Source organism: candidate division KSB1 bacterium, from assembly GCA_034506255.1.
Taxonomy (GTDB): Bacteria; Zhuqueibacterota; Zhuqueibacteria; order Zhuqueibacterales; family Zhuqueibacteraceae; genus Coneutiohabitans; species Coneutiohabitans thermophilus.
Genome location: JAPDPX010000004.1, coordinates 452,601 through 474,291 on the forward strand (window position 1 = coordinate 452,601; position 21,691 = coordinate 474,291).

A 21,691-nucleotide genomic window follows, 5' to 3' on the forward strand; every position below is an offset into this window, starting at 1 on the left:
AGGGCAATGCAGGCCAATTTGTTCTCCAACGCGCTCGAGCACAAGGAACGCGCACTCGCCCATCTCGACAAGTTTGAACTGAAGCAGGCGTGGGAGTGCCTGGAGATTGCGCGCGAAATCGATCCTTATCTGGCAGACCTCGATCTGCTGGCGGCGGTCTGCCAGTTTGCGCGCTATGCCAATGCCCACCCGCGCATGTCTGCTCAGGAAGCGGCCGCAGTATGGCATGCCGCGTCGCTGGCCCTCCAGGCCGGCAGCTTGGGGGCTGTGGCGGTGCGCCTGTTGCGGCAACTGCTGGCGCGGCGCCTGCTGCAGGGACGCTTCACCGCCACGCTGTTCTGTGCCGGCGGGGAAAAAATTTTGCATCGCGGCGTCTGCCATCTGGTGCTGGGACAGTGGCAGGAAGCGCATCGCGATTTGCTCGATCTGGTGGCTGTGCATCCCGGGCTGGCGTTGCCCGTGCATTGGGGCTATCTCGGCGATGCCGCCCACGCACTGAAATTGTGGAAGGACGCCAATCTCGCCTACCTGCGCCTGCTCTTCAGCGATCCGCATCAGGCTGATGTGCTGACCCTGCAGCACCCCGGGCTGCGCAATATGCTGACCCGGCTGCTGCAGGAAACCGGTGAGGAAACGGAAGCGCGCGGGCGGTGGCCTTTCTACGCGTGGTGGGAGGATGTCATCCATATTCCCGCGGGCGGAAAGTTCCTGCTGCCGCTCGTCGCGCAGGCCCGTTCCGTGCTGGGTGGCACGCTCCTGCTCGAACGCAAGGCGGTGCTGCAACAGTTCATGCTCTGTCTTTATGTGGATCAGGCGCAGCTTCAGGAACGAATCAGCTTCGACGTTCGCCTTGAAATGCAGCGCCTGGATGCGGACTTGTTTGCCGGCTACCTCGCCGAAGTCCGGCGGCGTCAGGGCAAATAAAAAGCCGGACAACCATGCCTACCGGTGATCTGCATGAAACAGCAAGGCTCATGCACATGCGGTGTTGTTCAACGAGACGTTCACCAAGTCGCAGCCCAAGAATGCGAGCGAGAAGATGACTTTCTGTCGACACCGTGCCTCGCGACTTTGCTTTTTTGCAAGCAAGGTCTTGTTGAGTTTGCTTATGCTGTCCAGCACAAAAAACTCCGCCATGCCGCCCGGGAATACGCCGCTTCCCGCCGCCTGCCGGCAAATGATCCTCGTGCTGGCACCTTCTTTTTCGGCGACGCAGGGAACACTCTACAAATTTCAGCGCCGGGATTCGAGCGCAGCTTGGGAGCGTGTCGCCCAGGCGGTTCCGGTCATTTTCGGCCGCGGAGGATTGGGGTGGGGCAGGGGGCTGCATCCGGAGCAACCAGTGGATGAACCCCACAAACACGAGGGCGATGGCCGCAGCCCGGCCGGAGTGTTCCGACTCGGCACCGCCTTCGGCTTTCCCCCGGCAGCAGCATTGCAACCGCTGCGCATGCCCTATCAGCAAATCACGGCGACGCTGGAATGCGTCGACGATCCCGACTCACGATACTACAACACCCTCGCCGACCGCACGCACGTGAATGCCGACTGGCATTCCTCCGAGAAGATGTTACGGGTCAAAGTCGATTATCACCTTGGGGTTTTTGTGGCGCACAACACGGCGCCGGTAAAAGCCGGTGGCGGCTCCTGCATCTTTCTGCATGTTTGGGGCAAAGTGGTGGAGCCAACCGCCGGTTGCACCGCAATGGAGGGGAAGGAAATGGAGAAGATCATCAAATGGCTTGATGCCGGGCAGGAGCCTGTGCTGGTGCAATTGCCGGTCGAGGCCTATCACCGGCTGCAGGCGGCGTGGCGCCTGCCTGCGGTTGAGTGAGTCGCAAGAGTTGCTCTGAGGCCGTCTGCAGGATGAACAGCAGGGTAAAACCTTGTGGGGAGGGCAGAGGGATCAACTCGCTGCATGCTTCAGACGGTGCTCCCGGGTTCGGCAGTACTGGATATCCGCACACCACGGAATCTGCCAGCCGCGGGCAGGAGATCAAGCATCCGAGCATATTCGGCCCAACCTCGTCATTTCTGGTCTGAGGATGACCGGCATGGAGCAAGTTTTAGCTTGCATCTTAGGGGCGAGGCGGTTAAATTTGTCGTCGCTTTTTGCGCAGAGCAGCAGTGCCACAATTTTTTGAAAATTCTGACGCAGGAGAATAGCATGGCCAAGCAACAAGCATTTGCCGACAAAGTCGCCAAACAGCAGAAAAGCGGACATGTCGGCGTGGTGGTGAAACTGGTGGATTCCAGGAAAACTTCGAAAGGGAGCTGGAAGTTCGTCGAGCGCCAGGTCAAACTTAATTCGCTCGACGAGCTTGACAAGGTGAAATAAGCCGGGCATGCGAGCATCTCGCAACGCCCTTCCTCTCATGACGGACACAAGTGATTTCATATTTCATTCATCACAAGGAAGGTTGAGCTCATGTCGCGCCACTGTCAAGTCACGGGGAAAAAAACCGTTGCTGGCAATCAAATCAGCCACGCTCACAACGTGACCAAGAGAAAATTTTATCCGAACCTGAAACGCAAACGCTATTGGGTGCCGGAGGAAAACCGTTTTGTCACGTTGACGGTCTCGACGCATGGTATGAAGATCATCGACAAAGTCGGCATCAGCAAGGTGCTGCGCGACCTGCGGGCACGCGGTGAGAAATTGCATTTCAGCAGCCCGAAGAAGGATCCCAAAGCCGTGGCTGCCCGGCAGGCGGCCGCCGCCATCCAGCCAGCCAGCGCGGAGTAGCGGGGTACACTCCGGGAGCCCGGGCACCACGCAGGGCCGGATGCCGTTATCCCTCTCAATCGCCACCAGGCACGATCAGGCATGACCGCGAAGAGTATCTCACACTACCTCGATTCCATCGGCACGCTGGCTTCCACCGCGTGCGCTGTGCATTGCCTGCTGACACCGCTGGTGATCGGTCTGCTGCCGCTGTTGGGGATCGGTTTTCTTGCGGCCGACTGGTTCGAAGATCTCGCGGTGACCGCTGCCATTTGCCTGGGGGTGATCTCGATGATTCACGGCTACCACCATCACCGCCAGTTTCGCGTGGTGGGAATTCTCATGAGCGGCATCATTTTGCTGGTGACCGGCCGCTGGATCGCCGCCGACATTTCGCAAGTGGCGGAAACGAGCTTGGTCGTGGCGGGTGGCATGGCAGTGGCATGTGCGCATTGGGTAAACCGGCGTCTGTGTCAAACCTGTACGGCCTGCCAGCACACCTCGTGATCACCAAAAAAGGCAGTGGCGCAGGCTTGCAGCCCGCAGGCAGACAGGATGTCCGTGTGACATTTTCATCGTCATGGGTGTGCAAACGCACATGACAATTGCCCCGCCTGTTGCAGGGCGTCACCGTTCATCCCCCCGGCTCCCGCAACAGCCGTGAGCAGCGCCGCTTCGCGCCGGCCGGAACTGCTGTTACCTTCCCGTCTTCACTTCCCCCTGCAGACTCGTTGTGACGCACGGCACGCGGAACAATCATGCAACGTTCAACCCCACAGGAGTGCAATCATCATGGATCAGGAACTCATCAACATTCTTTGCTGCCCGCAGTCGAAAGTGCCGGTGGAGTTGTTGTCGAGCGAGGAGCTCGCACGGCTGAATCGCGCCATTGCGGCCGGCAAGATCAAGCAGGTCGATGGCACCCCCGTCAAGAAGCCCATCAGCGAAGCATTGATCACGCGTGATCGCAAGACCATTTATCGTGTCGACGATGGCATCCCGGTGATGTTGATCGAGCAGGGCATCCCCGCGGCACAACTCGAGGGCGCCGGCAAAACCACCTGAGCGTGTCTTGGACAAATACTTTGTGCATGACTGGAGCCCCTACCTCTGGCAATTCCAAATGGGGCCGCTGTCCGGCATTACATGGTACGGCCTGATGTACGTCTTCGGCTTTCTCGCCGGTTACCTGCTGCTGGCACGTCTGTACCATCGCGGCTTTCTGCCGCTGCCGGATGACGAGCGTCTGCAGGAGCTGCTCACTTATTGCATTCTCGGGGTGCTGATCGGCGGACGGCTGGGGCACGTGTTGTTTTACAGCCCGGGCTACTATCTTCTCCATCCAGCGGAGATTCCCGCGCTCTGGCGCGGCGGCATGGCGAGCCACGGCGGCATCGCCGGTGTGCTGGCGGCACTGGTGCTGTTCAGCCGCAAGCACCAGGTGCCCCTGCTTGCACTTTGTGACAGTGCCACAATGGCCGCCACGCCGGGATTGTTCTTCGGCCGGTTGGGCAATTTCATCAACGGTGAAATGCCGGGAAAAGTGACCGGTGTGCCGTGGGCGGTGATCTTCGCGCGCAATGCCGAAGCCGGGATGCTGCCGCGCCACCCGGTGCAAATCTACCAGGCGCTCACCGAGGGCCTGCTGCTGTTTCTCATCCTGTGGTTTCTGGTGCCACCTGGCCGGTTCAAGCGAGGCTTTCACACGGCGGTTTTTCTGATTGGTTATTCGGTTTTGCGCATCGGCACGGAGTTCTTTCGGGAGACCTCACCGGAGTTGGCTGCGCCGCTCGGTGGCGGGATCACCCAGGGCCAGTTGCTCTCTTTCGTGATGCTGGTCTGCGGAGCAATTGTGCTCTGGTACACACAGAAGAAGCCGGCGCAGAATGCCATTCCAACAGGACGGAAGCTGCCCGGGCGCGGTTGAAAATCACCAGCCGCGAACCCAGAGCAACACCGGGCATGGCGCCGGCCGCGCGAATCGCGGCAAAGGTCAGACGACGGCACGGGGCCGCCTGCAGGGGACCACAATGGGGAATTCTCTTCGGCATTTTCTTCCCTGCCTCAGTTTTCTCCTGGCAGGCTCGAGTCTCTGTCAGGAAGATCTGCTCGAACACTTTTTTCCACAGCAGCGCGAAAACAATCCCGCTGAGGAGCACGCCTGGCAGGAGTTGCTGGCGCCACCTTTGGACCTCAACCATGTCACTGGCGCAGATCTTCTGCGCCTGCCCTTCCTGACCTTCCCCCAAGTCGAAAGCTTTCTCGCCACGCGCGATTCTTTAATCTATTTCGAGAGCCTGGCGCAGGCTCTGCAAGCGCTGCATCTCAATGGCGATACGCTCACCGCCGGCCGGAGGATTTTCACGATTACACTGCCTGTCACGCCACACCCCTGGCAAAGCGCCGTGCGCACCCGTCTCACCCGGCCCGCCGGCAGGGCAGCAAACTGGCCGGGGTCGGCTTACCGCAGTTTCTGCACGATTCGGCTGCAGCACAACAACCTGTGGCTGGGGGTGCTGGCGGAGAAGGATCCCGGCGAAGAACGGTGGGATGACCATCGCATGTTCCATCTTGTCTGGCAGATGGAAAAGCCGCACGCCGCATGGCACGTGATGGTGGGAAACTATCATGTGGAGTGGGGAATGGGGTTGGCGCTGTGGAGTCCGTATGGTGTGACGGTCGCGGCTGATGTTCATGCGGCCGGCCGGCGCCGGAGCCGCGGCCCCCGGCCCACGCTGTCGACCAATGAAAGCGCAGTGCTGCAGGGCGTGGCATTGGTGGCGCGCTATCGCAGGCTGGAATGGTCCGGCTTTGTCAGCTCTCGCCGCCTGGATGCCACACTCGATGCCGACGGCTATGTTACCGGCCTGCGCACCAGCGGCTATCATCGCACAGCCAGTGAGCGGGCGCTGGCGGGAAATCTGCGCGAAAATCTTGCCGGCCTGGCGGTGCAAGTTCGTGCGGGCGAGCAGCATGAAATCGGGGTGCTTTATTGCCTGCAACGTTTCGGACGGCCATGGCGCCCGGCAACCACTGCGGAAAATTATTATGATTTTTCCGGCCGGGAAAACCGGCTGTTCAGCGTGGCCGGGAGCATTCGGCTGCCGGTTGCACGGACGGGCTTCGAAGCAGCAGCCAGCCATCCCGGCGGCGCCGCTGTTGTTTTGGTGCTGGCTGGCGAAGCGGCTGCTTTGTCCTGGACGGTGGAGTGGCATCACACTGCACTTGCCTTTCACAGCATGCGCGGCCGCGGTTTCACCGACGAGGATGCCACCCCGCCGCCGGAAAACGGTTACTCAATGGGCCTGCGTGTCAGGCCCTTGCCGGGCTGGAGCGCGGAATTTTTTCATCAGCAAGCCCGGCGGTTGTGGCGCACGCGGGCCACACCATTACCACCGCAGCAGAAATCCTCCGGCGCAAGGTTGACTTGGAAGATGAACCGCCGGGCTGCCGTGCGCGCCCGGTATTGCACCAGTCAGGAGGATGATGCTGCGCTATCCGTCTCGCCGCTCTTCGTTCCAGTGCAGGCGGTGCGGCGCACCACCTTCCGGTTGCAGTTGGAACACCGCCCGGCGCCTGCGTTGCGGCTGCGGCCGCGGCTGGATTGGGCACGTGAACGAAGGCCGTTGCCGACAGGCTCACCCGGGCAGGCCGGTCACACCACGGTCACCGGCACAGCGCTCGGCCTGGAACTTGGCCTCGCACCGGCGGATAACTGGCGCGTGGAAGTGCGCCACACGCTGTTCGCCGCGCCCGTTCCCATCTATCAATATGAACGTGATCTCCCCGGCGTTTTCACCGTGGTCGGCCTCCGCGAAAACGGCATGCGGTGGTATATTTATGGACATCTCAAGATCGGCCGAAAGTGGAGTTTGGCCGCGAAGATCGCAGCCACGGAGCAAGAGCTTTCCAGCCTCGAGGTGCGCTCCCGCACGGCCTGGGGACTGCAGCTCGATTGGTCGCCGTGATCGACCACCAGCCAGGAGAGCAGCGGCATGCCGAGTCATCGCCCCGACGACAGCCCGTATCAGCCGGCGCATGCGTTACAGGGTTGAAATAGTTGTTGACTCGCTGAACCCAGGGTCTTATATTCGCATCGTTTTAAACAGGTTGGTCCCGGGTCGATCACATGAGAAAAATTATTCAGAAGCTCGCCGAAGTCATCTATTTGAAATTTGCACGCCTGCGCCATCAGGAGGAAGTCATCGATGTGCGCGACTATCTGTCGCAGATTCTAACAGCCTTGATTCTGGCGCCCAGCCGGTGGCAGGAGGCGGAGCAAGCCTGGCGGTATTTGGATGACCTGCAGCAGTGCTTTCCTGAAACGCAATTCCACCTGCTGATCGATCGCGAGATGGCCAGGACCGTGGTGCCGAATGACAATTTGCTGGTGATGCCTTACGAGCCGACCCAGATCAACTTTTACGGCCTGCCCAAAAAGGAGGTCATCGGTCTCGTGCGCGCGCGCCGTTTTGATCTGGTGATTGATTTGAATCAAGAGTTCAGCCTTTTTTCCACGGCGATCTGCCGCGCCTGCCAAACCAGGTTGCGCGTCTGCCTGCAGCATCCCAAGCGGGATTGGTTTTACAACTTTCAGGTGAGACCGGCGCATGGCAACGGCACCGCCCTGCGCTACGAAAGCCTCATCCGATACCTCTCTGCCTTCAAATCCCTGCCTGAAGCCCCCTCGCGGGATCTCATGCCGGTATAAACCCGTCAGAGGGGCTGCTCCGGTGTCGCGTGCCCGGTTGTCTGCAGCGTCCCAGGAACCTGTACGAGGAAGCGGCTGATTGTCCCGAAACTTCAACCAACCTCCCGGCGCATGAGGCATGGGTCGGAGTATTGACGCTATGGCCAAAATTTCAAAACCCTCTTCTGTTGATCGCAAACCCGATGGTGTGTCACCGGCCAGACGGGGATCTCCCGGCGGCCGCGATAGCCTCTTTCTGGAATATTATTGCCTGTATCGCATTGCCGCCACCCTGACTGAAGAGACAGACGTGGATCGCACCGCGCGGGAAGTCAAACGCATCGTGCGGGAATCGTTCCCGGCGCAGCAATTCTGCCTGGCTTTGCTCGATCGCAAACAGCAGGAACTCTACATCAAAAGCCATTTCGGCTTCACCCGGGCGCAGGCGCAGACGGCCCATTTTCCCCTGCAGCGTGACAACATTTTCGGCCTGGTAATGCACCGGCGTCGTCTCATCCATTTGCCCGATCTCAACACGGCCGCCGCCATTGATTACCACCCCGGGCACCGCCACCGCCGGGGCGCTTTTCTCGCCCTGCCCCTGCTGGGGACGACCCACCAGCCGCTGGGCGTGCTCAGTCTTTATCGCAGCAAGCCGGCGAGCTTCGCCACGCGCGAAATCGAATTGCTCCAGAAAATTGCCAACCAAACCGGCCAGGTGATCGAAAAGATTCACGTCTATCACGAAACGCGCGAGCTTTCCATCACTGATGAGCTCACCGGCGCGTTCAACCGCCGCTACTTCAACCAGCGCTACGAAACGGAATTCATGCGCGCTTTGCGGTACAACCGCCCGCTCTCGGTGATCATGCTGGACATCGACCATTTCAAAAAGTTCAATGACACCCACGGCCATCTGCTGGGTGACAAGGTGTTGAAAATGGTCGCGCAGGTGCTCGAAGGAAGCCTGCGCAAAGCCGACCTCCTTGCCCGCTACGGCGGTGAAGAGTTTGTGATTGTGCTGCCGGAAATCAACAAGGAAAAAGGCCGCAAGGTTGCCGAAAAGCTGCGCCGCGCCATTGAACGTACGATTTTTCCCAAGGCGGAAACCCAGCCCCTCGGCCAGATTACCATCTCACTTGGCCTGGCTTCGTTTCCCGAGGACACCGAGGAAGGTCACGTCTTGCTCGCCCTGGCCGACGAAGCGCTGTATCAAGCCAAATTTCTCGGCCGCAATCAGGTGGGCGTCACCTCCGGGCAAGCCACGAAAATGCGCGCCAGTCCGCCCGCGGTGAGGTCCTTTGCCACCCCGCAATGAGGCGGTCTCGCTCCCGCCCGGGCGCCTCCTGGTTTGCCCGCCACCTCTGTCACATTTGCCCGCCAGCTCCCGGCACGGCATCCTGCTCAACAACCGAGGAAACCTCCATGTGGAAGTATGCCATCCTTCTCTGCATTACTGTCAGCGCCGGCCTGAGTGCCTGTGTGCCAGTGGCCAAGCACCGGCCGCTTTCATCGCCAACTCCGCAACGCTCACCGGCAGAAAATGCCAGCGCCAGCGCGAGCAGCAACCAATTGAGCTTTTGGAACCCCTTGGCGGAACGCCAGCCCTCCCACACCTGGCCCGCTGCCGCCGAAGACTGTGCCATCATCTACGACCCCGTCAATCGCCGTCTCGTCCTGTTTGGCGGCAAGGATGACGCCGACACCAATCGTGCCGAAACGTGGGCCTTCTCTCTCACCGAGGGCCACTGGCAAAATCTCACCGCCGGCCAGCAGCCGCCGCCGTGCGAAGACCATACCGCGATTTATGACCCGCTGGGCCATCGCATGCTGCTCTATGGCGGTGAGAACGGACCCACCAGCAATGCCCTGTGGTCGCTCGACCTCAACACCCATCACTGGCGCAACCTGACGGACTCGACAGCGCCCTTTCGCGAAGATCACACCGCGGTCTACGACAGTCGCGGCCGGCGCATGATTGTCTTCGGTGGGCGGGACCATGAACGTTACAATCTCGCCGAGGTGTGGGCATTCGATCTCGATCCCGCTTCGCCCACCTTCGAGAAATGGTCCAATCTCACGGTCCCGCAAAAGCATCAGCCCGGCCGTGTCGATCATGTCGCGGTGTTCGACAGCCTGAAAAACCGCATGGTCATTTTTGGGGGATGGAACAAGGAGGAGAAAGAGTATCTTGGCGATACCTGGAGCTTCTCATTCGCCGACCATCGCTGGCGCAAGATCAAGACCAAACACGCGCATCCGCCCAAACGCCGGCATGCGGTGATGGTGTTCGATGCCCGGCACAATTGGGCCCTGCTGTGTGGCGGTTTCGGCGAGGAGGGCTATCTCAACGACGTCTGGGCCTTCGATTTGAGCGGGGATGTCTGGGTCAACCTGACACCCGGCCCACAACCCCGCATCGATCACCAGGCGGTGTTCGATCCCGTGACGGGACGGTTGCTGCTGTACGGTGGCGATGCCCGGCTGTCCACGAAATTCCACGATTTGTGGGAATTGCGCCTCGCACCGCAAATCTCACCGGAGGTTTGGCAGGAGGCCGGGCAGCGTTAGTCAAGGAAAAGCCCGGTGGAATTCACAAGCAACCCAGCACGAGGTCTGTTCAGCACAGGAGACGCTGTCCCCCGGGATGACCAGGCACGCTGCGCCGGTGCTGGTGCACAATGTTGAGGAGGCGACGGCCCGGAGCCGGGTGGCCACCGTGCCTGATGCCGGCCCCGGCACCGTGGCTCGCACGTTCTTGCGGCGGAACAAGCCCGGCATGACCCGGCTCGCAGTCGCAGCACCCGGTGAATCATTCGAAGCGGAGAGCGGCGATCGGGTCCATCATGGCGGCTTTGCGCGCGGGGTAGATGCCGAAAATAATGCCCACCATCGCCGAGATGCCGAAGGAAAGCACCACGCTGAAGAGGGAAATCACGGTGTCCCAACCGGCATACCAGGTGATGACCTTGGCCATGACCGCGCCCAGAATGATGCCGATCACGCCGCCGGTGACACTGATGAGCACCGTTTCGTTGAGAAACTGGCCGAGAATATCCTCCTGGGTGGCGCCCAACGCACGCCGCACGCCGATTTCCTTGGTGCGTTCCGTAACACTCGCCAGCATGATGTTCATGATGCCGATGCCGCCGACGATGAGCGAGATGGCCGCGATCGAGCCCATGACGATGTTGAAGACGCGCTGTGTGCGCTGACTCTGTGCCAGCAGCTCCGAGGGGATAATGATCTCGTAATCCTCCACCTGGTTGTGCAGGCGTTGCAGAATGCGTTTCACGACGTTTGAAACGGCGAATACTTTGTCCTCTTCCGCGACCTGAATCGCGATTTCGTCGATGAAATTCGGCCGGTCGGGATCGGTGAAGCGTTTCAGGCCGGTGCTGATCGGGATGTAAATATCCTGATTGATGTTGCGCAGCTTGATCACCGAGGCCTTCTTGTCGAGCAGATCCTTGGGTTCCATCACCCCGACGATGGTGAACCAGGTGTCCTCGATCTTGAGGCGGTGGCCGAGCGGATCGCGGTAGCCGAACAACTGTTTGCGCACATCCGATCCGATCACACACACACGCTTGGCATCCGCAACATCCAGGGCGGTGAGAAAGCGCCCCATCTGGGGATGGAAATTGGTGACGGTTTCATAGAGCTCGTTGGTGGCAATCACGCGTGCCGTGGCTTCGCGGGTGCCGAGCAACGCCGCGGCCTCCACGAAGCGCATGGGTGCCACCGCCGTCATCCCGTTGAGATTGCCGCGAATATAAAGGGCATCATGGTAGTTCAAACCGGGTGACAGCTTGGCCTCCGCTTGCTCCGCCATTTCGCCGGTGAGCGGCCGGTGTTTGACGCGCACGTTGTTGGTGCCGAGCAGCTTGATTTGCTCCACCGCCGCCCGTTTGGCCCCCTCCCCGATCGAGAGCATGGCGATCACCGCCGCCACGCCAAAGATGATGCCGAGCGTGGTCAGCAGCGAGCGCAGCTTGTGCACCATCACACTGCGCAGCCCGATTTGAAGGTTTTCAGAATATTGCATGGGTGTCATCCAAGAAAATTGCAGGATTTCCAGTTGGCCTTCACACCTTTATCCCTGCTCCCCCTCTCACTCTCACTCCTGCTCTTACTCCCCCCGCCACTTACTCCGCGAGCAAGGCAGTGCTGTCTCCCCTCTCTGCACCGCCCGCCGTCAGGCCACGCCCGCGAACAGATCCACGATCTCATCCTTTGCGCGGCCGGTCAATTCCCGCTGCAGCAGGCCGTCCTTCATTTGCAAAATGCGCTCCGCCCATTTGCCCTTGCCGATGTCGTGGGTGATCAGAATCACGGTGGCGCCCTGCTCGTGCAGGCGCTGAAAAATTTCCATGATCTCGTCGCCGGTTTGGGAATCGAGATTGCCGGTGGGCTCGTCGGCGAGGATGATATCGGGATTGGTCACCAGCGCGCGGGCAATGGCGACGCGCTGATTTTCACCACCGGAGAGTTCGTTGGGACGATGCTTCAGGCGGTGCCCCAAACCCACCGACTCCAGCACCGCCCGGCACATTTCCAGGCGCCGGGCTTTCTCCACGCCCATGTAAATCAGCGGCACCTCGACGTTTTCGATGACACTGATTTGCTGAATGAGATTGAAGCTCTGAAACACAAAACCGACTTTGCGGTTGCGCAGGCGCGACAGTTCGCGGTCACTCATGCGCTCGACATAGCGGCCGTCCAGTTGATAACTGCCGCTGGTGGGCCGGTCCAGACAGCCGAGCAGGTGCAGGATGGTCGACTTGCCCGAGCCGGACGGCCCCATGATGGCCACCGATTCGCCGCGATGAATGGTGAAACTGACACCGCGCAGGGCATGCACCTGCGTTTCCCCCATGGTGTAAGTGCGCGTCAGATTTTCCACGATCACCACCGGGGCGGCGCCTGCGCCGCGTTGCTGTGAAATCATAGCGGTCTCCCTTGGTCAAATGGTCGAGGGCCGGCCGAGCAGCACCTCTTCCCCTTCCTTGAGCCCGTTGGTGACGATGACGAAGCGGTCATTGCTTTCACCGATGACAATTGGCCGGACTTCGGTCGCGCCGCCCTTGCGCACATAAGCCACGGTTTTGCCGTTGTCATCCAAAAACACCGCTTCCAGCGGAATATGCAGCGCCTCCGGCACTTTGCTGACAATGATGTCAGTGGTGGCGGTCAGGCCGGGCTTGAGGCGAACGTCGGAATCGAGCACTTTGATGGTGACTTCGAAGACTTTGGCCCCCGTGGCCTTGCCGGTGATGCGGCTGATCTTGCGTTTCGCCAGGGCACCCACTTCTGCCACCTCCCCCCGGAAAACCACATCGGCATAGGCATCGAGCCGGACTTCCACGGGCTGGCCGACCTGTACTTTGGCAAGATCCACCTCGCTGATTTCAATGTCCACCAGCATGCTGGAGACATCCGGCAAATACATCAAATCCATGCCTTCGAACGGCGTCATGCCGACCTCGATCTTGCGGCCCTCCTCGGCATTGCCCACCAGCGCATACACCACCAGGCCCGCCCGCGGCGCCAGGATGGTGCCGCGATCGAGTTTGCGCTGTTGTTGCTCGACGGCGGCCTGCGCCCTTTCGAGATTGGCCCGCTCCGCTTCGACCACGGCATAGGCCGATTTCGTGCGTGATTGCAATTCCAGATATTCCAGCCGGGCCTGTTCGACTTCGCTCTCCACCACAAAGCCTTTTTTCGCCAGTGCCGGCAGGGATTCATAGCGCTGCCGTGCACTCTCCTCGCGCGTCTTTTGCGCTTCATATTCGCTCATGGCCTTGGCCAGATTGGCACGCGCCACGCTCAGGCCAGAACGCGCCTCCTCGGTGGAAATCACATACTTGGTCGATTCGAATCGCACCAATGTGTCCCCCTCCTCCACCCACGTGCCCTCCGGCGCGAGATAGAGGATCTGTTTGTCGGTCGGCGCGCTGATGGTGACCTGGTCCTGTGCCCGCAATTCCCCCAGCTCCGTCACTTTGACGACGACTTCGCCTTTTTTCACCCGGGCGACCGGGATGCTGGTGTCGGCATCCTCCGAGCTGAACAGTGTGTTGCCGACGAACAGCATCACCACCAGACCGGCGACAATGGTGGCTGTCGTCGATTTGCGGTCGCGAAACAACGATTTTTTCAGGCTGCCGGTGAGGCCGCTGCTATCGTCAGAACTTCTCATGAGCATACCCTCTTTTCTTTGTTATTCCTTAAGAAACGATCGTTTGGCCAGGCGTTCCAGCAAAGCGAACTGGACGTGGAAATCAACCAGTTCTTCGATGTAACCCGTCTCGGCACGCAGCAACGCCTCGATGGCATCGGTGATGTCGAGGTTGGAGGCCCGGCCCATGTTGAACATGGTGGTGGCAAACTCGACCTTTTCCCGTGCCGCCGTGATGCTGCGCTGCAACACCGCCAGGCGGGCGATACTGTTTTGCAGTTTGCGATGGATTTGACGCACCGCCAGAATCGTCTGGCGCTGCAGGGTTTGATAGGCATCCTCTGCGCGGCTGCGCTCCAGGCGGGCAATTTCCGCCTCCGCGGCATAGGTGGGCGCCAGAAAGGGATAGCTGAGATTGAGTCCGATCGACCAACTGCTGCCGTTGGGATCACGCTCCTCGTCACGATCAAAGCTGCGGGCGTAGGAGCCCACGGCATTGAACACCGGCAGGCGGCGATTGCCGGCGACACTGGCCTGCAAATCGCGCAGGGAGATTGTCAACTCCGCGGCGCGCAGCGCCGGATTGTTTTGCAGCGCCAACTTGATCCATTCCTCCTCGTTGAGCAGCGGCGGGCGAAAGCCGAGGGTGTCCGCCGCGATGGTGATGGGCAGTGTGATCGGCAGGCCCATTTGCTCTTTGAGTTGGTCGAGCGCGGTTTGGTAATCGGTCTCGGCGTTGAGCAAGGCCGCCTGATCCTCCTGCACGCGAATTTCCGCGCTCAGGACGTCACGGCGGGTGGCGATTTTGGCAACCACCTTGGATTCGGAGGCCTGCACCAGCAGCGAGTCATGCTGCAAGGCGGCACGGTGGATGTTGATCACCTGCCGCAACCGCAGAACGTTGTAATAAGCCACCTTCACAGCAAACAGGGTTTGCAGCCTGAAATCCTCCAGCTTGAGCTCTTCGATTGCAAGCTGTTTTCGTGCCGCCCGGAGGGAGGCATTGGCGAATTTGGGACCGATGTTTTGCAGCAACGGCTGCACCACCTCCACCCGAAAGGTGCGGGTGGGCAGATCCTCCAGGCGGTCGTCGTTGTTGGTGTCGCGATCGATTTCATTGATGAAGCGCAGCCGCGCCCCGCTGGGGATTTTCTGCTCCATCGCCAGGGCGATGTTGTCGACCTTGATGCGATTGGCCCGCGTCGTCACCCCGTTGTCGACCAACTCGAAGGTGCGTTCCACCGCGGCGCGATGGCTGGAAGTGACGGTGAACAACGGAAAATACGAGCCATAACTTTCCGAGACGAGCGCGGCGGCTATGTCCCGCTGGCGCTGAAACTGCTTGAGCGCGAGGTTGTGTGACTGGGCAATTGCCAGGCACGCTTCCAGGGAAAGCGGTTTCTTCAGCAACTCGGCCAGCTCCTCCGCGGGCAGCTCACCCTGTTTGACAACCGCACCCCGCCCGCCTGCCGGCGATCCGCCCACGCCGGCTTCCGGCCAACCCGCCAGCACGGCCAGCAATGCTCCCAGCCACAGCAGCTTGTTTTTTCCAGTGAGATGATGAGGTCGCAAGGTTGATGACGGCATATGTAATCCTGCATTCCAAAAAGATGACTGACCGCGGTCCATGCGCCGTGTGCCCCGCCGGCAAACCAGCGGGGCACACCAGCGGCAGTTACTTGATTGCTGACTTGCTCTTCGTTTGGTCGTTGATCAGAAAAGTCGTACCCATAACCTGAATGGCCTTGCTGTCGGGATTGACCTTCTCGACCTTGCCGAGCAGCGAGATGTGATTGGCCTCCTCCGGCTCCTTGAGCTCCTCCTCCTCGATTTCCTTGGCCAGGAAGGTGCCGTCCTTCAGAAAAGTGCCCTCCGCCTCCACCAGCATGCCGACATAGAGTTTCTCGAAGCTGATCGGGTTGCCGTTGCCATCTTCGAATTCGGTTTCCTTTTCACAGCGAATCGGCCAATGGCGCACCAGGCGGATTTCGCGCTTTGCGGCGTCGATCGACAAAATTTTCCCGCTCACCTCCCATTCGTCATCCAGCAGGTCGCCGGTGAGAAACTTGACCTTGGTCGCAACAAAAATGTTGTCCTTCTGCGGCGCCCCCTTGATCTCAATCCATTGCCCCATTTTCGCAGTGGCGAAAATATCCACTTGCTGCCGTGCCTTGTTGGGTGCTGACGCCGTACCCTGCGCACGACTGGTGGCGACGGATACGAGCACGGCACCGGCAAGCAGTGCCGCACTCATGGTGAGTGTCATTCGCATGGGATTCTCCCTTGGGTTGATGAATGATTTGTCTTTTGTCCAAGTGGCCGGCGGCTTAACGCAAAACCCGCGCGGGCGGAACCGGAAGGTTTGCTCCCGGCAAGCTGCGCGGCGGTCAACTGCCGAAGCCACGCCCGGAATATACCCGCAATTGCCGGCAGGTGTGTCACAGCGTGGTCGCGAGCCGGTAAAATCGGTGTAAAATGACGGCAGTCGGCGGGGGTGAGGTTTGACCGGATGAGCTGGCAATTGCAGCGGTGGGGCGGCATTGTTTAGAGAATGTGAAAGGCATGTTTCCGTAAAGTAAACAGATGGCAGTATATTCCTTCGGAATCAAAATCGCAGCGGTGTCAACGTGGTGCGCGGTCAGGCACACCACCACGGCCAACCCTCTGCGATTGCACCGGCCCGCCGGCAAGTTGACGTGCCGGCAGGCACGGCGGTTCAAGAGTGTGATGATCACCTCGCGGTCACAACGCATGGCTTTGTCATACAGGGGTAAAATTTGCACGGCGCACGGGGGTGCCGCGCAACGCAGGCATGTGGCACTGCCCGGGCGCGCCCTCGCCTTGGCGGGCGCATGCGTTGTACCTCCGGATTCGGGCTGGTCCTCTGCACAACCGGTGCCCATTGTAAATTAAACCGCACCACGTGGTCTTTCCATTTTTGAACGGGCACCAACTTTCCGGAAGCCTCTCACCTCCCGCTGTCTTTCCCTCTGTAATCAATGGATTGATTGCACGGATTGGATTGGAAGTCCATCTCGTCTTCTGGTGGCACAGAAGGGGGATGTTTTTTGTGTTCGCAGGAACGGAAGCCGGGCGGACCAATCGAATGCGAAATCATCCGGCTGGCACTCGGCACCGTACGCGGTGCGCGCCGGCCTGCAGGGATTACAAGGGCCACTCCCATGTCATCGTTCCGCATCCTGATGTATTGCAATGAGAGCCTCGGCTGGCAGCACATCTCGCGCACGGTCGCGATTGCCTCGTCACTGGCCAACGCGCTGCCGGAGTGCTCAATTCTGGTGCTCACCGATCTCTCCACCATCGGCCGCTTCAAGCTCGCCGAGCGGGTGGATTACGTGCACCTGCCGACACTCACGCACGATTTTCACAGCGGTCCCGCCAGCACAGGCTTGCATATCGCGCTCGAGCACACTTTGAAAATTCGCCGCAAGATCGCCCACAGTGCGATCAAAACGTTTCGCCCCGATATCGTCCTGCTCGATGAAAGCCTGCTCAACCTGCCGCAGGAACTGCAGCGGATCACCACCCACCTGCGCGAGGAACTGCCCGAGGCCAAACTCGTGTGGGGCCTTTCCGACACGCTCGGGGAACCGGAATTCGTGAAACGGCAGTTGCGACGGAGCGAGGTGCTCAAAACGTTCGAAGACTTCGCCGACGAGATTTTTGTCTTCGGCGCGCGCAGTGTGTTCGATCTGGCTGCGGCTTATGACCTGCCGCCGCATCTGGCGGACAAGTTGTTCTACACCGGCTATCTCAGCCGCACAACGCCGGCCGCGCGCCGTGTGCGCGCCGAAATGGCGAATCGGAACCGCAGCCTGCCGCTCGTGCTGCTCGCGCCGGGCGGCAGCAGTGATGACTGCGCCATGGTGGATGCCTACCTGCGCTTTCTGGAAAGCACGGCCGGCGAACTCGCTCTGCAAAGCCTGATTGCGGCGGGGCCGGCGATCAGTGCACGCGCCAAGCGCGAGTTTGCCGCGCGGGCGCAACGTTTGCCGAACGTCGCCTTGCAGCGCTTCAGCAAACACAAACTGCAGTATGTGCGTTTCGCCGATCTGGTGATTTGCAGCGGCAGCTACAACATCCTGTGTGAGGTGCTGGCACACCGCAAACTCACGCTGGTGGTGCCGAGCCTGAGGGAACAGCCCGGCAATCTGTGCCGCGCGCGCCTTTTCCAGGAACGCGACTGGGTGACCGTGATACAGCCGGTGGAGTTTCATCCCTCGGTGCTGCGTGAGATCCTGCCGCAGTTGCTGTTGCGCGGGCCGCGACTCGTTCCGCGGTCGCGCTACGACAACGTCCCGCTCAACGGCTTCGCCAGTATCGCGGAACGGGTGCGCGCGCTCGCCGGCCGGGTGGCGACTGAACACATGCTTGCGGTATCATGAGGGGCTGATGGCCGGCAAGTCAGACATGAAAATCATGATCTATTCGCAGGACGGCTTCGGCTTGGGCCATCTGCGGCGCAACCTCAACATCAGCATTCAAATCAAGAAGCGTTGCCCGGACGCCGCCATCCTGATCATCGCCGATTCGCCCAAGGCACCTTTTTTCAGGCTGCCGCCGCAATGCGATTTCATCAAGATTCCGACCATCGTCAAGGTCGACACCGGGGTGTGGCGGCCGGACCGGCTGGCAATGGGCTACCGCGAGTTGTTGACGATCCGCTCGGAGATCATCAAGAATGTCGCGCTCAGCTTTCAGCCGGACGTCTTCCTGGTGGATCATATGCCGCACGGCGCACTGGGCGAACTGGCGCATCCGCTGGAGATGTTGCGCCGGCACAGCCCGCACACCAAAATCATTCTGGGCCTGCGCGATATTCTGGGTGCGCCCGACGTCATTCGCCGGCAATGGCAAAACGAGGGCGCCTTCGAAGCGGCCAGCGATTTCTATGATGCGGTTTTGATCTACGGCTGCGCCGACGTCTTCGATGCCGTCACCGAATATCAATTTCCCCAGACCCTGCTCGACCGCACGCAGTACTGCGGTTATGTCGCGCGCGAGCAGCAGGTGCCGGTTTTGGACAACAATCCGTTGCAGCAGTTTTTCGGCCGCACCTCGCACGGCAGGTTCATTTTGGTGACCGGGGGCGGCGGTGCCGATGCCGCCTACTTCATGGACCAGTTCATCGAAGCCGTGCGCCACCTGCAGCCGGACAACGGCGACTTCGCTGCGGTGGTTTCCACCGGGCCGTTCATGCACCGGGATCAACGCCGCCTGTTGCGCCAGAAAGCGGCGGGGCTGCCGATCATCGTCACCCAAATGGGACAGGACAGCATCCGCTTTCTCAGCCATGCCGACCTGGTCATTTCGATGGCGGGCTACAACACCGTCAGCGAGATCATGCGCTTTCGCAAGAATGCCATCATCGTGCCGCGGCCGGGACCCAGCCTGGAGCAGACCATGCGCACGCGCATTCTCACCGCGCGCGGCTTGTTCAGCTCGCTTCATCCCAGTGTGTTGACTGCCGCCAAGCTGGCGGAGTTGATCCGGCAGCGTCTGCACAACGGGGCCGCCATGAACGAAGCCATGCTGCCGGATCTCAACGGCGCTTCACGGGTTGCGAACTTCGTGCTCTCCGCGCTGTAAGCCTCCGCGAGCCGGAACGCTTTCAAACCTCCCGTAACCCTAACCTCGTTTTGAAAGGATGTGATCATGCCGATACGTGAGCGTATGCAGATTTTTCGGATGGGGCAACGCATCAAGGTCAAGGGCCAGGCACAGCCCAACGGCGATTTCATCGCGGTCGAAATCAAATTGAAGGAAGGCGACGAGTACGCCTCGATCGAGGGGGTGGTGCAGGCGGTCGATCTTTCCCGCCATTCCCTGCGCATTTGCAATCAGGAATTGCCGGTGCCCGAGTCCGCGGACATTCTCGATGTGGCACGCAATGCCACTTCGCTGGCCGGGCTGAAACCGGGCGACATGATCAAGGCCAAAGGCTTCTATTCCCCCGAGGGCAAATTCCTGCCCGCCAAGATCAAGGTCAAGGATGATTGCGACGGCGACAGCTCGGAGCTGCAGGGTTTCATCCAAAAAATCGACCGTGAAAACGGCATGCTGCGCGTGGTCGGCATCAACACACGCGTGACGGAAGCAACCGCGATCGACGGATTTTGAAAGGTCAACCTCCCATGCCCCGCATCAATGGCTTGCAACATCTCAAAATCGGCCAGCGCGTCAAAATCAAAGGCCGCTCGGAGCCGGACGGCACCTTTCTCGCGCTCGACATCACTCCCAAACCCGGGGACTACGAGGCCGAATTCGAAGGCGTGGTGCAGCGGCTCGATCCCGAGCGCCACGTGCTGCGGCTGCTCAACCGTGATATTGCCGTGCCGGCCACCGCGCTGATCAAAGACGTGACCCGCCAGGAAACCGGCTGGCAGGCGATTCAGCCGGGTGATCTCGTCAAAGTCAAAGGCACCTATTCGCGCGCCTACGGCTTTCTGCCCGCCAAGCTCAAGGTGAAGGAGCGCAGGGGCTTCGCCATCGAAGAGCTGCAGGGCGCCATTCAGAGCATCGATCCCGAAGCCGGCACGCTCGATATCATCGGCGTGACCGTGCGGTTGAGCGAGAAGACGATTTTCGAGGGCTTTTAAAGCCGGCCGGCGATCCGCCGCCGGCGGACACACCAGCCATGCGCCGGCGGCGTCATCACAGAACAGAGTGTCTCATGCAGAAAACATCCCCCAAGGTCGTGGCAGTAATCTTGAAGGGTTACCCGCGGCTTTCCGAAACCTTCATCACCAACGAGATGCTGCTGCTCGAACAGCTCGGGTTCCAGCTGCACATTTTCGCGCTGCGCAATCCCGCGGAGGCCAAGATTCACGAGAACGTGCGTCGCGTGCAGGCCCGCGTCACCTACCTTCCGGACTATTTCTGGCCGGAGGTGCGGGCCTTTCTCAAGGCCAATCTGCGTTTGTGGTGGCGGCGGCCGAAGGTTTACTGGCAGGCCTTCCGTTATGCCGCGTGGCGCAGCCTGCGCCAGCGCAGTTCCTCGACCATCAAGCGCTTTGCGCAGGCGGCGTATCTCGTGCAGAATTTCCTGCTGCTGCCGGACTGCAAGGGTGCGGCGCGCGCCGGCCGCGTCGACATCGCACACTTCTATGCCCACTTCAGCCACGGCCCGACGACTGTGGCGTATTTCGCCAAGTGGCTCACCGGCATCGGCTACAGCTTCAGCGCGCATGCCAAGGACATCTACCTGCAGGAACATGATTTTTTGCGGGAGAAATTGCTGGCCGCCAGCATGGTGACCACCTGCACCGAATACAACCGCAACCATCTGCAGCAGATTGCCGGTCCCGGCCGCGAGATCCTGCGCTGCTATCATGGCCTGGATACCGATTTCTTTTGCGCGCCGGTCAAACCCCGGAGAGAGGGCCTGCCCCGCATTCTTTCGATCGGGCGCTTCGTGCCCAAAAAGGGATTCCCCACACTGATTCAGGCGTTGCATCTCCTGCGCCAGCAGGGCCTGGAGTTCCGCTGTCACCTGATTGGCGGCGGCGAGCTCAAGGAACAGCTCCGCACCCAGATTCGCAGCCTGGGCTTGCACGATTGTGTCGAGCTGTTGCCGGCGTTGTCGCAGCACGAGCTGCTCGAATACTATTGCCAGGCGGACTTGTTCGCGCTCGCCTGCGAGGTGCAAAGCGATGGTGACCGCGACGGCATTCCCAATGTCATCGTGGAGGCCATGGCCATGGAGATCCCGGTGGTTTCCACCAACATTTCCGGGATTCCGGAGTGCGTCGATCACGGCGTGACCGGCCTGCTGGTGCCGGAGAAAAACCCGCAAGCCTTTGCGGCGGCCATGGCCACCCTGCTGCGTGATCCCGAGCTGGCCCGGGCCTTCGGCCGTGCCGGCCGCGCCAAGGTGATCCGCGAATTCGATTCCCGGCGCAACGTCGAGAAAATTGGCAACGCGCTGCGCCACGCCCTGGGCGAGGCAAGCGCGGCCACCTGCGCGAGCATGTCTGCACCCGGCGGGGAGTCGTCTGCCGCACGGCCGGCAAAACGTGCCGCGGCTGTCGTCACGGCGTGAGCCGTGAGCACAGGCATTCAACCATTACAGACA

Annotated in this window: 20 protein-coding genes and 1 pseudogene; 16 read left to right on the forward strand and 5 right to left on the reverse strand. The window is 60.5% G+C overall.

Annotated elements, in window-relative coordinates; all coding sequences use genetic code 11:
• The first annotated feature begins 6 nt into the window (after positions 1-6).
• From ONB52_10295 to ONB52_10345, 11 genes and pseudogenes are all read left to right on the forward strand, one after another.
• Positions 7-924 (forward strand): hypothetical protein, encoded by a 918-nt coding sequence (locus ONB52_10295; protein ID MDZ7416526.1) that lies wholly within the window; start codon positions 7-9, stop codon positions 922-924.
• Between the two features lie 184 nt (positions 925-1,108).
• Positions 1,109-1,834: a L,D-transpeptidase family protein gene (locus ONB52_10300; protein ID MDZ7416527.1), complete on the forward strand. Its 726-nt coding sequence runs from the start codon at positions 1,109-1,111 to the stop codon at positions 1,832-1,834.
• 333 nt (positions 1,835-2,167) lie between these two features.
• Entirely contained in the window at positions 2,168-2,338 is a 171-nt protein-coding gene (locus ONB52_10305) for a hypothetical protein (protein ID MDZ7416528.1), read from the forward strand.
• 90 nt (positions 2,339-2,428) lie between these two features.
• A pseudogene (gene rpmB / locus ONB52_10310) lies at positions 2,429-2,662 on the forward strand (50S ribosomal protein L28).
• Positions 2,663-2,827: 165 nt separating this feature from the next.
• Entirely contained in the window at positions 2,828-3,232 is a 405-nt protein-coding gene (locus tag ONB52_10315; protein ID MDZ7416529.1) for a MerC domain-containing protein, read from the forward strand.
• A gap of 285 nt (positions 3,233-3,517) precedes the next feature.
• Complete coding sequence (locus ONB52_10320) at positions 3,518-3,790, forward strand: Trm112 family protein (protein ID MDZ7416530.1); 273 nt, start codon at positions 3,518-3,520, stop codon at positions 3,788-3,790.
• A 7-nt stretch (positions 3,791-3,797) separates the two neighbouring features.
• Positions 3,798-4,652 (forward strand): prolipoprotein diacylglyceryl transferase, encoded by an 855-nt coding sequence (gene lgt, locus ONB52_10325; protein MDZ7416531.1) that lies wholly within the window; start codon positions 3,798-3,800, stop codon positions 4,650-4,652.
• A gap of 103 nt (positions 4,653-4,755) precedes the next feature.
• Positions 4,756-6,693 (forward strand): hypothetical protein, encoded by a 1,938-nt coding sequence (locus ONB52_10330; GenBank protein ID MDZ7416532.1) that lies wholly within the window; start codon positions 4,756-4,758, stop codon positions 6,691-6,693.
• 161 nt (positions 6,694-6,854) lie between these two features.
• The gene (locus ONB52_10335) at positions 6,855-7,436 is read left to right on the forward strand and encodes a hypothetical protein (protein ID MDZ7416533.1); all 582 of its coding nucleotides are present in this window, start codon (positions 6,855-6,857) and stop codon (positions 7,434-7,436) included.
• Positions 7,437-7,575: 139 nt separating this feature from the next.
• Positions 7,576-8,733 carry a sensor domain-containing diguanylate cyclase gene (locus ONB52_10340; protein ID MDZ7416534.1) on the forward strand — a complete coding sequence of 386 codons (1,158 nt, stop codon included), beginning with the start codon at positions 7,576-7,578 and terminating at the stop codon, positions 8,731-8,733.
• 107 nt (positions 8,734-8,840) lie between these two features.
• Positions 8,841-9,986, forward strand: a complete 1,146-nt coding sequence (locus tag ONB52_10345; GenBank protein MDZ7416535.1) for a hypothetical protein — start codon at positions 8,841-8,843, stop codon at positions 9,984-9,986.
• A gap of 241 nt (positions 9,987-10,227) precedes the next feature.
• On the opposite strand, the gene ONB52_10350 is transcribed toward ONB52_10345, so the two are convergent.
• The 5 genes from ONB52_10350 to ONB52_10370 form a co-directional block, all read right to left on the reverse strand.
• Positions 10,228-11,463: an ABC transporter permease gene (locus ONB52_10350; protein MDZ7416536.1), complete on the reverse strand. Its 1,236-nt coding sequence runs from the start codon at positions 11,461-11,463 to the stop codon at positions 10,228-10,230.
• Positions 11,464-11,613: 150 nt separating this feature from the next.
• Positions 11,614-12,366 (reverse strand): ABC transporter ATP-binding protein, encoded by a 753-nt coding sequence (locus ONB52_10355; GenBank protein MDZ7416537.1) that lies wholly within the window; start codon positions 12,364-12,366, stop codon positions 11,614-11,616.
• A 15-nt stretch (positions 12,367-12,381) separates the two neighbouring features.
• The gene (locus tag ONB52_10360) at positions 12,382-13,617 is read right to left on the reverse strand and encodes an efflux RND transporter periplasmic adaptor subunit (GenBank protein MDZ7416538.1); all 1,236 of its coding nucleotides are present in this window, start codon (positions 13,615-13,617) and stop codon (positions 12,382-12,384) included.
• Positions 13,618-13,638: 21 nt separating this feature from the next.
• Positions 13,639-15,183, reverse strand: a complete 1,545-nt coding sequence (locus ONB52_10365) for a TolC family protein (GenBank protein ID MDZ7416539.1) — start codon at positions 15,181-15,183, stop codon at positions 13,639-13,641.
• A gap of 88 nt (positions 15,184-15,271) precedes the next feature.
• Positions 15,272-15,868 (reverse strand): DUF5666 domain-containing protein, encoded by a 597-nt coding sequence (locus ONB52_10370; GenBank protein MDZ7416540.1) that lies wholly within the window; start codon positions 15,866-15,868, stop codon positions 15,272-15,274.
• 910 nt (positions 15,869-16,778) lie between these two features.
• Here ONB52_10370 and ONB52_10375 point away from each other — a divergent pair.
• The 5 genes from ONB52_10375 (at position 16,779) to ONB52_10395 (ending at position 21,658) form a co-directional block, all read left to right on the forward strand.
• Positions 16,779-18,002 carry a hypothetical protein gene (locus ONB52_10375; protein MDZ7416541.1) on the forward strand — a complete coding sequence of 408 codons (1,224 nt, stop codon included), beginning with the start codon at positions 16,779-16,781 and terminating at the stop codon, positions 18,000-18,002.
• Between the two features lie 25 nt (positions 18,003-18,027).
• Positions 18,028-19,206 (forward strand): hypothetical protein, encoded by a 1,179-nt coding sequence (locus tag ONB52_10380; protein ID MDZ7416542.1) that lies wholly within the window; start codon positions 18,028-18,030, stop codon positions 19,204-19,206.
• Positions 19,207-19,272: 66 nt separating this feature from the next.
• Positions 19,273-19,737, forward strand: a complete 465-nt coding sequence (locus ONB52_10385; GenBank protein MDZ7416543.1) for a DUF5666 domain-containing protein — start codon at positions 19,273-19,275, stop codon at positions 19,735-19,737.
• A 14-nt stretch (positions 19,738-19,751) separates the two neighbouring features.
• On the forward strand, positions 19,752-20,216 hold the full coding sequence (locus ONB52_10390) for a DUF5666 domain-containing protein (GenBank protein MDZ7416544.1): 465 nt from the start codon (positions 19,752-19,754) through the stop codon (positions 20,214-20,216).
• A 74-nt stretch (positions 20,217-20,290) separates the two neighbouring features.
• Complete coding sequence (locus ONB52_10395) at positions 20,291-21,658, forward strand: glycosyltransferase (GenBank protein MDZ7416545.1); 1,368 nt, start codon at positions 20,291-20,293, stop codon at positions 21,656-21,658.
• Positions 21,659-21,691 lie beyond the last annotated feature (33 nt).